Source organism: Anabaena sp. 90, from assembly GCF_000312705.1.
Taxonomy (GTDB): Bacteria; Cyanobacteriota; Cyanobacteriia; order Cyanobacteriales; family Nostocaceae; genus Dolichospermum; species Dolichospermum lemmermannii.
This window is the reverse complement of record NC_019427.1, coordinates 3923023-3936243: the sequence shown is the minus strand read 5'-3', so window position 1 is coordinate 3936243 and position 13221 is coordinate 3923023. Positions and strand designations below refer to the sequence as shown.

10 protein-coding genes are annotated in these 13221 nt (G+C 35.2%); all 10 read left to right on the top strand.

Going from position 1 to position 13221, the window contains the following annotated elements; all coding sequences use genetic code 11:
- Positions 1–57 precede the first annotated feature (57 nt).
- The 10 genes from ANA_RS17070 to ANA_RS23705 all read left to right on the top strand — a co-directional run bounded on the left by ANA_RS17070 (position 58) and on the right by ANA_RS23705 (position 13083).
- The gene (locus tag ANA_RS17070) at positions 58–441 is read left to right on the top strand and encodes a hypothetical protein (RefSeq protein WP_015081264.1); all 384 of its coding nucleotides are present in this window, start codon (positions 58–60) and stop codon (positions 439–441) included.
- 83 nt (positions 442–524) lie between these two features.
- Entirely contained in the window at positions 525–1919 is a 1395-nt protein-coding gene (locus ANA_RS17065) for a vWA domain-containing protein (RefSeq protein ID WP_015081263.1), read from the top strand.
- Positions 1920–1997: 78 nt separating this feature from the next.
- Positions 1998–2567 (top strand): FHA domain-containing protein, encoded by a 570-nt coding sequence (locus ANA_RS17060; protein WP_015081262.1) that lies wholly within the window; start codon positions 1998–2000, stop codon positions 2565–2567.
- Between the two features lie 127 nt (positions 2568–2694).
- Positions 2695–4536, top strand: a complete 1842-nt coding sequence (locus tag ANA_RS17055) for a PP2C family protein-serine/threonine phosphatase (RefSeq protein WP_015081261.1) — start codon at positions 2695–2697, stop codon at positions 4534–4536.
- Positions 4537–4644: 108 nt separating this feature from the next.
- On the top strand, positions 4645–5601 hold the full coding sequence (locus ANA_RS17050) for a hypothetical protein (RefSeq protein ID WP_015081260.1): 957 nt from the start codon (positions 4645–4647) through the stop codon (positions 5599–5601).
- 18 nt (positions 5602–5619) lie between these two features.
- Entirely contained in the window at positions 5620–7725 is a 2106-nt protein-coding gene (locus tag ANA_RS17045) for a protein kinase domain-containing protein (RefSeq protein ID WP_015081259.1), read from the top strand.
- A gap of 355 nt (positions 7726–8080) precedes the next feature.
- A complete protein-coding gene (locus tag ANA_RS26120; protein WP_148279075.1) occupies positions 8081–8350 on the top strand; it encodes a hypothetical protein in 270 nt (89 codons plus the stop codon).
- Positions 8287–9111 carry a hypothetical protein gene (locus ANA_RS17040; protein ID WP_051155212.1) on the top strand — a complete coding sequence of 275 codons (825 nt, stop codon included), beginning with the start codon at positions 8287–8289 and terminating at the stop codon, positions 9109–9111. The genes ANA_RS26120 and ANA_RS17040 overlap by 64 nt, the downstream gene beginning before the upstream one ends.
- 22 nt (positions 9112–9133) lie before the next feature.
- Positions 9134–10075, top strand: a complete 942-nt coding sequence (locus ANA_RS17035) for a DUF1822 family protein (protein ID WP_015081258.1) — start codon at positions 9134–9136, stop codon at positions 10073–10075.
- Positions 10076–10098: 23 nt separating this feature from the next.
- Positions 10099–13083, top strand: coding sequence for a CHAT domain-containing protein (locus tag ANA_RS23705; RefSeq protein ID WP_015081257.1), 2985 nt, complete (start codon positions 10099–10101; stop codon positions 13081–13083).
- Positions 13084–13221 lie beyond the last annotated feature (138 nt).

Genomic DNA, 13221 nt, shown 5'->3' with positions numbered 1-13221 from the left:
ATAGTAATCATAAATAATTTAGGATTTTAGGTTAATTATGCTCTAATAAACAATATCATGGTGAAATATTCATTTTCTCTCAAGCTAAAAGGTACTAATGATGAATATAGTTATGCTTTAGATTTAACTGCCCAACAAGAAAACTTTCCCGAAAAAGTTTTTACTCAAGAAATACGCGAGAGTCTCCGAAATACACTACAGAATAAAAGCTCATGTGCCATTAAAGATAATCATCTTAACCAAATTATCCAGACTTGGATACAAGATATCCGAGAAGGTTATAGAGATAGTAATCTGACACTCAATTTACCTTTATTAATTGAATCCAATCTTGAGCAATTAAATGAACAAGGCAATCAAGACATTCCCACCATAATTAGTCCCAACTTATCGGGAATAGAACCACAAATAGGAATGTTTCCTCCGTTAAATTTTTCATAAAAGTAAAGGTGAAACCCAAATCCTTGCCCTTTCCTTTTACTCTTTGTTTCCGCCGTCAACTATCTTAATTAAGGACTATTACAATGGCTAAGGAATTAAATGTTAGTATTACTCCCCACCGGGAATTTATGCCAGCAGATACAAACGCTCAGAAACTATTTCTGATGTTGAAACTAAGACCGACAAAAGAGGTAGCAGCTACTCGTCCTCCCACTACCTTCGCTTTTGTCATTGATACCAGTGGTTCAATGTATGAAGTAGTTGCTGGGAATGTGACTCCTACTGGTAATACTTTTGTTCAAGATGGCAATGTATATAATGAGGTAACAGGGGGTAAATCAAAAATTGACATTGTGATTGAATCTTTGTTAGCTCTAGTACGTTCTGGCCGACTAGGAGCAAGCGATCGCATTGCCATTATCCAGTTTAGTGAGACAGCTTCTCAGATTATCGGTTTGACCAGTGCAACTCAAGTCAGCCAATTAGAAAATGCGATCACCAAACTCCGAGGCTTTGGAGGTGGTACTTGTATGGGTTTAGGTTTGGACTGTGCTTTAAATGCGCTGGGCAACCAAGATATGACTGTGCGGCGTACCCTACTATTTACGGATGGAGCAACAATTGACGAAGATCAATGTCGAGCGATCGCCTCAGAATTCGCAGCTAAAAATATTCCCATCACTGCTTTAGGAGTTGGAGAAGAATTTAACGAAGACTTACTAACCCATCTCAGTGATTCAACGGGAGGAAGCCTTTTATATGTCGTTCCTGGACAGGCTCAAGGTCCTCAAGTTTCCATTCTAGATCTGCCCGAAAAAATCATAGAAGAATACAGTCAAGCACAACAAGAAGTTATCACCAACTTAGCTTTAAGAGTTAAAGCCGTTCAAGGTGTAGAACTCACCCGCATCGTTCGAGCTTATCCTACTCAAGCAGAATTCCCCTTCACTCAACCACCTTATCCCATCGGTAATGCAGCCGCCAATGATGAAACCATCTTCATCCTTGAATTTAGCATGGACAGTCGTCCTGCATCCCGTGTTCGTCTAGCTCAACTCGGCTTAACCTATGATGTCCCAGGACAAAAAATCCGGGGTGAATTTCCCCCACAAAATTTAGTCGTCCAATTTATAGCAGGACAGGGAGGTGCAGCACAAGTCAATCAAGAAGTAATGGATTATCTGCAACAATGCAATATTTCCAACCTCGTTGGCCAAGCAACAAAAATTGCTGAACGTAACCCTCAAAAAGCCGAAGAACTGCTAGAAACAGCACGCCGGATGACAGTCAGACTTGGTAATGATGAAATGACGGCATCTTTAAATGGCGCACAAGACGAATTACGTAAAACCCGTAAAATTTCCGACGGAACTCGTAAAACTGTCAAGATGGGAGCTAAAGGTAAAACCGTCAAAATGGGTAGCGATGTTAACGATCAGTTTTCAGAGGAAGAAATGCGTAAACTAACAGGAACTTGAAAATTATATCCCTTTGAATTGAGAACTGATAACCCGAATTTTTCTACAATCCTACTTACAAACTAAGGAGCTATATCAATGATTATTTGTTCAGCTTGTGGCTATGAAAATCAAGATAGTGCAGAATTCTGTGAAGCGTGTGGTTCAGAATTACAGGAATTAGCAGCAACTGTGATTGCCTCTCCACAAGATCCCACAATTATCCAACCACAAACTCCACCACCACAAATACCCCAACCCAACTATCCTACTCCAACACCTACTCCACCCCCTGCTCCAATCCCCACTCCACCTCCCTTTCCAAGTACAGCCACAACAGCCAGACTTATTGCTAAACAACCAAATCCTCCCGTGCCAGAATTTTCTCTAGAGAGCAATAGTATTGTTGGCATATTTGACCCAGATATGGGACCTGTTGATATTGATTTAGAGCCATTCTCCGGTGGTGACACAGTTTCACGTAATCATGCAGAAGTCTACCAAGAAGGGGGAGTTTGGAAAATTAAGGATCTTGGTTCTACAAACGGTATTTTCATCAAACCTTCTGGTCAAACCCGCTTTGCAGCCAGAATTACTGTACCTCAAACATTAAATTCAGGAGATGAAATTGCCTTTGGTAAAGTCCGGTTTCTTTTCCAAAGTCCCTAAGCTTCATAAAACTTAGGAAAACATTACTGGATGGAGTAGGTTTACGCATCTGCAAAACCCCACTCTATCCAAATCTACAAGCAAAAACGTATAAATCCTGTTAGTTAATTTTTAATTCCCAACCGATATGAACTTACCTTCTAATGACACAATTAACAGTTTAGTAATCCAAAAAAATAGCAGTTTATCAATAGAGAATTTTCAAGTAGAGATATTAGCATATCTAGGACAATTCACGGCGGATGTCTACTATTTTCAAGTCAACATTTTACCAACAGATACTAACATCACATCTAGTAAATTAGGCTTACTACGAATAGGCTCAGTTGAAGGTGGACTTAGCCGAGAACTAAAACTAAGAGAAGCGCTCGCTGATTATAAATTAGTTGCCCCCCTTCTCGCTCAAACTACAGTTGATTCTGCAATTATTAATCTTCATTCACCTGACAGCGAAAATTTACCCAATCTTGAAAAACAAGAACATGAAATAGAGTCTGATCAAGAAAATCATGAACATGAGATAGAGGCAAATATTCCAGAAGAAAATACTGATTCATCTGCACCAGAATTATTAACTACATCTAGTGATATAGATAATGAATCAGACTATTTAGAAGAAGAATATTATGAAGAGCAGGAAATTACTGCTAACTCATCTACACAAAAACTGCTTTTACTTAATTACTTGCCTGATGAAACAAAGACTTTAGAAACTTGGCTAAAACCAGAACATTCCTTAGAAGAATCTATATTTTTAGCAAGCCAAGTATGTCAATTTTTGCGCTATGTGCATCAACAAAACTGGTGTCTTGTTTCCGTTCTGCCTCAACTCATTGAAATGACAACTCCCATCCAGTTTTTTGATCTCACCAGCGCTTACCCCATAGGTGAAACTCTTCTTAATGGCTTATTAGGAGATTATTGCGCTCCCGAATTAGCCTATAACAAAAATCCCGTCAATGAATTGATGAGTAGTTATACAGTTGCTGCATTGCTATATCATGCTATTCATAAACAACCTATACAATTAGAACAGTCAATAGATATCAAAATTAACCCGATTCCTCGGATTTATCAAATTCTCAAAATTAGTCTATCTCCCATTCCTGAAGAAAGATTTCCTCTCTCCCAACTGTTAGCAAACTTAGTTGAAACTCGTCAAGCACTTAGTACACCGAAAATTCAGTGGCAAGTTGCTAGTGCTTCGACTGTAGGATTGTCAACTAAACGACTACAAAATGAAGACAATTATGGAGTGAGACAACAGCAACTAAGCAATACAGAAACAATGATATTGGGAGTAGTTGCTGATGGTATGGGTGGTATGGCGCAGGGTGAATTAGCCAGTAAAATAGCTGTACAAACAATTTTAGAAGAACCTATACCTACCAATTTTAAAACCGCAGAACAACGGAATGAATGGTTAATTACATCATTTCAAAAAGCTAACGAATCTGTAGCAAATACAGTTAAAGATGGGGGAACTACACTCAGTGTAATTTTAGCTATTGCCAAACAATTAATGATAGCTCATGTAGGAGATAGCCGTATTTATTTACTACGAAAAGAAGAAATTCGCCAAATCAGTGAAGACCATTCTCTTGTTGCTTTATTAGTTGCTAGTGGAGAAATTACACAAGAAGAAAGTTTAGAACATCCAGATAGAAATATACTAACTAAATCTATTGGTTCAAAACGGAGATTAAGTGATGGCTATGTGCAGAATTTAAAAAATACAACCGAGGAATTATCAATCAATTTAGAAAATGGAGATATCTTGCTACTTTGTTCTGATGGAGTTTGGGATTTAGTTCCTACAAATGAATTAGCTGAAATTTTTGGTACACATCAAAATACACATCAAGATTTACAGTCTGGTGTTGACCACACTATTGATAAGGTACTTGAGCGTGGTGCATCTGATAATGCTACGCTTTTAGCATTGCAGTATCACATGGAGAAAATTTAACTCAATAAATACATAAAATTTAGCCTAATGACTAAATTATGAATTGACCAGCATTGTTAACAAATTGATTACGAGCAAATTCATCATCATACAAAAGGATCAGACATCATGCTATCTAAAACCAACAAAAATCGGTTTTTACAATTAATAACCTCTACTGGAAGCAAAGTTTTTAAGTTATTGTTTTTGCTAGGTTTTTTTGGGGTTGTATTACAAGTTACTGATAGTTATTATTTGCAACCACAATGTCGTCAACAATCAAATCCAAATCAACAATCTTGGAAATGTTCTATAGGTTCTCCTTTGCTTGGAGGTTTAGGTTCAAATTTTTTACAAGCAGCAATCACAATTTTTGTACTTGATATTGGTTTAAAAAGAGAAACTTTGGAACAAATTCAGGACATTATTAATAATGCGAAACCCACAAGATACCTAAAAGAATTTTTTAGGCACAAAAAAGACTATGATGATTTAATTAAAAATAGTTTTAATGCAGCTATAGAGGGTCAAGAAATTAGAATATTATGTTTATTTGAAAACGAAATTTCAATTTTTGCAGGTTCACAGGATTTAAAAAATATCCGAGAAAAAATTGTGGATGGATGTAAGTTGAAAATTTTAATTTTACACCCAGAGTCATCTCTTTTAGATTGTCTATACCAATCTGGATTGGCTAGAAAAAATAATTTTCCGCTTATTTCAAACGCGTTTTTGGGTAAATTAGATAATCTTTTTCAGGATTTGGAAAAGCAATACCACAATAAAGGGATACCGATTAAGGGGTCAATAGAGGTAAAATTTCATAAAAACTTGTTTTCACCAATTGGTTACTACTCAGATTCAAAAGATTGTAGAATTGCATGGATGTATTTTTCACACTCTAATGGTGGTGAATACCCAGCATTTCATATAGGCGGACAAGAATTAATGGATGATACTGACAACCATTTTGAGTATTTATGGAAAGAGGCTGGTGCATTACTAATTAGAATAACAAAAGATCCTACCAGCAGTCTTCATGACATAGATATAATCCGTTCTTTTTCAAATCAAAACCAAAATTAGAAGACTGGTTTTCATAAAATGTCTATTCAATGCCCAAGTTGCCTTACCGATAATGCTGACAATGCAGTTAGCTGTATTTCTTGTGGTACTCCTCTTAGTACCAATGCTCCAAGTCCATCTGCTCTTCAATCCGGTACATTACTAGGACAGGGAAAATATAAAATAGAAAAAATCTTAGGACAAGGTGGATTTGGAATTACATATAAAGGCATTTATGTACAAAATTCCGCACCTGTTGCTATTAAAGAACTTTGGCCTGAAGGTGCTGCTAGACAAGGGAGTACAGTATTTTGGCCTAGTTCAATTGCCCCCGTTGACCGACAAAAACAAATTACAGAATTTCAGACGGAAGCTAGTAACGTCCAGAAATGCGTTCATTCTCATATTGTCAAAGTTTATGATTGGTTTCAAGAAAATGACACTGCATATATAGTAATGGAGTTACTTTCTGGTAAACCATTAGACAAAATCTTAAAAGAAGAAGGGATTCTAGAAGAAAATCGGGCAAAGTATTATTTTTTACAAATTGCTGATGCTTTAAAAGTTATTCATGGTAATAACTTACTTCATAGAGACATAAAACCAGACAATATTATTATTGTACATCCAGATAGAGCCGTATTAATTGATTTTGGTGCAGCCAGAGAATTTATTGCTGGGCAAACCGCACGTATGACTGGTATATTAACAGCAGAATATGCTCCTTATGAACAGTATCTATCAAAAGCTCAACGCTTTCCTGCAACTGATTTTTATGCTTTATGTGCATCTTTTTATGAATTATTAACTGGACAATTACCAGTTAACTCGGCAGAAAGAGCCGGTGCTTTATCTAGTAAAAATCCAGATCCATTTGAGTCACCTCGAAAATTCAATTCTAACCTGAGTCCTTTAATTGAAAAAATTATTATTACAGGAATGCAGTTTAGGGCTGAAGATCGTTTTCAAACTGCTGATGAATTAATAGATGCTTTAAATGGTAAATTTATTTCACCTATTCAGAAAAGAGCGCATGAATTAGTCAAACAAGGAAAATTAGTCGAAGCTGTTCAGATTTATGAAAAAATACTTACCAATGAACCAAGTAATGGAGAAGCCACAGTTGAACTAGCCTTAATACAAATGTATATTGATGATAGAAAAGCAGAGTTAGCTGCTCAAAAAGCAATTCAATTACAACAAAAAGATGGTAGAGGATATGGAGTATTAGGACTGGTTAATTGTCGTAAATCAAATTGGACAGAAGCTGCAAAATATTTGCAACAAGCGGCTAATTTATCTCCTCAAGAAACTTGGATACAAGCTAATCTGGCTTGGGCGTTAGGTAAATCTGGTAATTGGCAACAGGCGGAAATAGTTGTAAATCAGGCACTATCAGTGGATAGTAATTGTACTTTTGCTTTAGGTATACAAGCATGGATATCTGTCAAACAACAGCAATGGAGACCTGCCGTTCGCGCTGCTACCCAAGCAGTTTTTAGGTTAAAGCAAACACCATTAAGTAATTATAAAGAATCACAATTATGGATTTATCCATACCTAATTATAGCATTAGAAAAAGCAGTAATTACTCAACAAGCTAACGATGTAGAAAGACGCATTCAAGAATTTATTGCTCAAGTACCTGATAGTTCTGTAGCCTGGGGTTTAATGGGTTGGAAAAAGGCAAAGTATGGTTTATGGAATGATGCCCTTTACAATTTTGAACAAGCCAGCCATAAAACACAAGTTCCTAGTTGGATATTAATAAATCATGGCATTACTCAAGAACATTTGCAAAATGTTCAAGGTGCTATCCAAGTTTATGAAATTCATAGTCAAAAATTCCCACCCTATGCCCTTGTTTGCTTTCGTCTGGGTACTTTGTACGGTAAATTAGGGCAATGGGCGCAAGGGCGCATACATCTAGAAAAAGCAATTCACTTAAACCGAAATTATGCCCAAGCATATCATAATTTAGGTTGGGTTTTACTAAATCTTAAAAATCAAAATGGTCAAGTGGAGAATTTTCGGGAAATGTTATCAGCTTATCGCAAAGCCAGTGAACTTTACACAATGCAGCAGAAAAATTCTTTAGCAGCAGGTATTCAACAGGCTTTTCAATTGATTGGTATGAATCTTTAGCGATAGAATAAATTTACATCTTTCAATCAAAAATAAAATTTTTATAGAATCAAAGATAGAAGTAAGTGAGCATATCATAAGTTTGGTTGGACTGTAAAATTTTAAGTTTTGCAAATATAGACTCTATTTCAAAAATATGGCTATACAAACAAAATCCTTACTTTCAGATAATCAGTTTTGCAGAATGAGGATAAATTCGGGTGAAATTTATTTATAACCAATTGACTTTGGATTACAAAAAGTAACAATTCTCAAATATCTATTTACAAACATGGCTAACTTTTGGTATACAGCAATATGATAACTTTTGTACCATGCTGACATATATGAGCCACAAGCTCAATCAAATCATTCTATGATAGAGTTACTAGAACAGTTTTTAGATGGTACACCAGAAGATAAATCTCTCTGTGAACTCCTAACAATAATCGCTAATGAATCAGAGACAAGTTCTGCATATAGAAGGGCAGTTTCTAGACTAATTAGTAAAGCTCAAAAAATTCCAGGATTACTAAAATCATCTCATAGCAATTATCCATCGGCTCTCAACCTAACTTGGGAATGGCTGGCAAAAAACATCAAAAATTTGAGCCAGGAACGCCGTCAATTCAAAAAAGTTTATTAAATTGGATTAATGGCTATCTCTACTGGAGAATTAAAGATTTATATTCCCCAGATGAAAACTACATTCCATTAGATAAAAAACTTTCTCATGGTGAAATAGGTAATGATGAAATAACCTTCGCTGATCTAGTTTCTAATACTGACTCTAATACTCCTGCATTGAAACGTCGTCGAGATGCAGGAGATCCAGATGGATTAGATATTTATATTCGGAAACTTCAAGACCAAGAAATTCAAAGATTTTGGTCAAAAATAGAAGATTATATTATTCAAGACCCGCAAGGTAAATTACGCAACTGTCACCCTAGAGAGTGCCAAAAGTGCAATTGTAAATTTCTGGCAGAACGATTATTATTGAAAGAACCTCCTGATGATTTTAAATTACTTACTGAACAAGTAGGTATTAATTATCAGACAGTTTATTCTCGATGGAACAGAGAATGTAAACTTTTATTAGTAACTATTAGTCTAGAAATTGGATACATTCCCGGAATATTAAAACATTATATTGAGGAAGATCAAGATGATTTATTAAAAAAATGTTGTAAATATGATGATGCTTGTAATGCTCAGTTTTTAGCAATGCAACTGCTACCTGAGTTTCAAAATCCCCCAAAATCTTTCGATGAAATTGCCCAAAATATGCAAAATCAAGGAATTAAAAAAATTACAACTGAAAAAATTAAAGATTTTTGGGAACAGAAATCTTTGCCATTACTCAGCAAAATTAATTTTCAGCTACAAAAACAACTTAAACATTAAATAAATCTAATCCTTAAATATCATGTTTACTCTTGAAACTGAAATAATTACCATCCCCATTGATGCAAAAGCTAAAGATTTAGCTGATGATTTTGCGGCTGAACAATTGACTGTGCAGAAAGGTAGACGAGTTTATTTGAATACTTTGGCAGTTTACGCAGTTCATTGTTATTTAAATTGGTTGCAAATTCCTACTAATTTGGAAGAAAGTGAAAGCTGGAACCCGATATTACAATCTGCTTATGATGTGGCAGATTTGGTAATTCCTAATGTGGGTAAATTGGAGTGCCGCCCCATTTTTATTGATGAGTTACAAGGAGTAATAAACATACCTCTAGAAGCTAGGGACGAGAGAATTGGCTGTGTAGTAGTTTTATTTAGAGATACACAACTTAATGAAGTGGAAATCTTGGGTTTTGTACCATCTTTAGATGCAAATAATTTACCAGAAGTAATCCAAATTAAAGATTTGAGAGCAATCGAAAGTTTAATAGATCATCTAGAAGAAATTGAATCAACTTCTGAATTATCACAAGAGTTTGCAAAAGTTAGAATCAGCAAAGATTGGTTGCGAAATAAATTTAGTGAATCTTGGCGCACAGAGCAAGAATTGATTGCTGTCCGTCGCGGTATTAATGAACGTCTTGCAGGAGAAATTAGTCGTGTTAAGTTAATCAATCTTGCCGAAAATATTGTTGCTTTATTGGTATCTGTGACTTCCGAAACTGATAATGAATTTAACATCCTATTTCGACTTTATCCGGCTGGAAACGCATTGGCTTTACCTTCCGGTTTGAAACTGAGTATTTTTGATGATGAAGATGGAGAATTATTGGAAGAGGAAGAAGCAGGACAATCTAGTAATTATATTCAAATAGAACTTTTAGAAGCTGAACCAGGATATTGTATGAGTGTGCAAATATCTTTAAGAGATGTTAATTACACAGAATATTTTGAGGTTTAAATCAAAATTGACAGAATTAAGTAATGGACAAAGTAATTGTAGTGAAATTTGAATTAGAAGGATATTTGCATCTAGGGTTTAATGTTACGGTTCAGATGCAAATAGATAAGGATGTAACCTTTGCGGAGTTTAAGGGCAAATTACCAGCAAATCCTTCCATCTATCAACAATACAAAATTTGGCAAGAAAGTTTTAATACAAAGAGAATGAAATCCAGAGGAGGTGGTAAAACAAAATATAAAACTAGAAAGAAAAATGCTAATGATCGTAATTTTGAATTAGACTTTATTCAGAACTTTAATATTTGGTTAAATTCACAGGATAAAGAATGGCAGAAAATTATAGATGGGTTACATTGCCAGTTGCGCTGGAGTGATGAAATTCAGGTGATTATTCAAACCGATAATTTAGAAGCGCAGCGTTTACCTTGGCATTTATGGGACTGGTTTGCTAGATATGCTCCGAAAACAGAAGTGGCAATTTCTGCTACTAAAAATGTGTCTAACCCAGAATTGGCAATTGGTTTACAAGAATTTAAAGCCAGCCAGATGTTATCATGGGTTGCCAAAAATGCGGTAAATATTTTAATAGTTAGAGGCAATAGTGCAGGTTTAGATGTTAATCCTGATTATGAAGCAATTAAGAGAATAACTGGTGTAAACCCAGAAATTTTTGATGCCAAAAAAGAAGAATTGATTTTAGAAAGTCTTCAACAAAAATTAAGATCGCACCCTTGGGATATTTTAGTTTTTAGTGGTCACAGTTATACAGATGAAAAAACTGGGGTTGGCTATTTGCAATTAACGGAAAACCTCAATGTTCCCTTGGATGATCTCAGAGATGATTTAAAAGAGGCGATCGCTCACGGTTTAAAATTAGCAATCTTTAATTCCTGCGATGGTTTGGGACTAGCACGAGAAATGGCAACTTTGCAAATGCCGCAAGTAATTGTCATGCGGGAAACATTGCCCGATGAAGTAGCACCAGATTTTTTAGATCACTTTCTCAAAGCCTATACTAATCATAAATCTTTTTATAAGTCTGTAAGTATAGCCAGAAAAGAATTACAAAAGAAGTGGCAAGAAAAATACCCAGGAATCGCTTGGTTGCCATTAATTAATCAAAATCCTGCCCACTTACCTATTTCATGGTATGAACTACAGCCAGATTTATCTGAGCAAAAACGCCGCAGACCAGAAAATGAATCCATTTTATTAAATAAAGTTAAAACCTATTGGGTAGAAGGAGTGTTAGAAAAATCATTACATAGTAGTTTATGGGTGGAATTGGGTTTAGAAGAACGCTGGGATGCGATCGCTGATCACCAGAATATAGTACAGGAAATTCCAGAACAACTCCCTCCGGGTACAAGGGTAATTGATGTCTGGAATGAAATGGAGACAGCTAAAAGATTGCTGATTTTAGGAAACTCTGCATCTGGCAAAACTACAACATTGATAGAATTAGCAGCAGAATTAATTACTAATGCCGAACAAGATAATAAATTATCTATACCAATTATATTTAACCTATCTACTTGGAAAGGCGAAAAACAAACTTTAAATGAATGGTTACTACAAGAACTGAATGAAAAATATCATGTATCTAAAACTCTCGGTCAGCAATGGATTAATTCTCAAAAGCTGATGTTAATTTTAGATGGGCTAGATGAAGTAAGAAGTAATTACGCGGATTCCTGCATTCAAACCATTAACCAATTCATTCAACAACACCAAATAACAGAGGTAGTTGTATCTAGTTCTGTGGAATATTACAAAGCACTCAAAAGCCATCTCCAATTTCAACGAGCTATCTACGTTCAACCTTTAACTGCTGAACAAATTGATTATTTCTTTACAAAAGCTGAGGCAGGTTTTACTTTTCTTGCAGGATTGAGATCAGCATTTAAAAATGATGTAGTTTTACAGGAATTGGCAAAATCTCCACTTACATTGAATATGATGATCCTGGTATACGCGACATTTTCTGAACAGGAAATTTCGAGAATGTCAGAAACAGATCGATACAGAGATTTATTCAAGCGATATATTCAGCTAATGCTCTCTCAACGTAACCCAAATATAGGCTATACAAATCGCCACAAATACAAACAATACTACCCAGATATACTCATTCAAAAATGGTTAAGTTGGTTAGCTAAAAAAATGCACCAGCGTTCTCAAACTATATTTCTCATTGAAAGAATGCAACCCAATTGGTTAAACAGTAAAAAGACAAGATTATTATATTCCTTAGTTTTTAGTTTAAGTTTTAGTAGCATTGGCGGCTTATTAATTGGCATGATTGTTTGGTTAACCCTTGGCGTATTGTTTGAAGGATATTGGGGATTGGTTTTAGCAGCTATACTGGCTCTTTTGTTTGCCACAATAAGTGCAATTTGGGCAGCTTTAACAATAGGTAAAGTCTCTCGTGAAATAGAACCAGTGGAAACATTGAATTGGTCAATTAAGAATCTCAGTAAATCATTAATTGGGGGAATGATTGCTGGATTAGTAACTTGGAAATTAACAGGGATGAATGTTTTTTTAATAGTTGGATTATTAATTAGCATAATTTTTGGCATTCAAGGACCAAATCTAGAAAAAACTACATTTCCTAATCAGGGTATATGGCAATCAATTAAAAATACAATCTTGTTTTCAATTATTGGTGCTGTGGGATTAGGTATACCTGCGGCATTTCAAACCAAAGGATTATTATCAATAATTACTAATTCAAGCTCTCTACAAAATCAAATCAGCAATGTCAATCTCATTATCGCTGGTATGATTGCTGGTTTATTCTTCGGTCTTACGCAAGCAGGAGTAGCTTGTTTACAACATATTAATTTACGAATTGTTGCTTATATCACTAGATGTAGTCCTTGGAATTATACTGCTTTTTTAGATTATGCTACTGAAAGAATATTTCTGCAAAAAGTGGGTGGTGGATATATATTTATTCATCGTTTACTTCGGGATCATTTTGCAAATCTAAACTCAAATTAGTAAAATATGGTAGGTATTAATCACAGATAAAAGTAAGTGCAATTTATTCTAGAAAAACTTTTCTTGGAGCTTGTACACTGAATACATTGACAAGTTGCAATTCTTTTGGTAGTGACATCATTTCATCAATGATTGCTA

Bases quoted from the DNA above. Each gene is read 5' to 3' on its own strand.
- ANA_RS17070 (WP_015081264.1), top strand. From the start codon at position 58: ATGGTGAAATATTCATTTTCTCTCAAGCTAAAAGGTACTAATGATGAA.
- ANA_RS17035 (WP_015081258.1), top strand. From the start codon at position 9,134: ATGTTTACTCTTGAAACTGAAATAATTACCATCCCCATTGATGCAAAA.
- ANA_RS17040 (WP_051155212.1), top strand. From the start codon at position 8,287: ATGGCTGGCAAAAAACATCAAAAATTTGAGCCAGGAACGCCGTCAATT.
- ANA_RS17050 (WP_015081260.1), top strand. From the start codon at position 4,645: ATGCTATCTAAAACCAACAAAAATCGGTTTTTACAATTAATAACCTCT.
- ANA_RS17060 (WP_015081262.1), top strand. From the start codon at position 1,998: ATGATTATTTGTTCAGCTTGTGGCTATGAAAATCAAGATAGTGCAGAA.
- ANA_RS17065 (WP_015081263.1), top strand. From the start codon at position 525: ATGGCTAAGGAATTAAATGTTAGTATTACTCCCCACCGGGAATTTATG.
- ANA_RS17055 (WP_015081261.1), top strand. From the start codon at position 2,695: ATGAACTTACCTTCTAATGACACAATTAACAGTTTAGTAATCCAAAAA.
- ANA_RS17045 (WP_015081259.1), top strand. From the start codon at position 5,620: ATGTCTATTCAATGCCCAAGTTGCCTTACCGATAATGCTGACAATGCA.
- ANA_RS26120 (WP_148279075.1), top strand. From the start codon at position 8,081: ATGATAGAGTTACTAGAACAGTTTTTAGATGGTACACCAGAAGATAAA.
- ANA_RS23705 (WP_015081257.1), top strand. From the start codon at position 10,099: ATGGACAAAGTAATTGTAGTGAAATTTGAATTAGAAGGATATTTGCAT.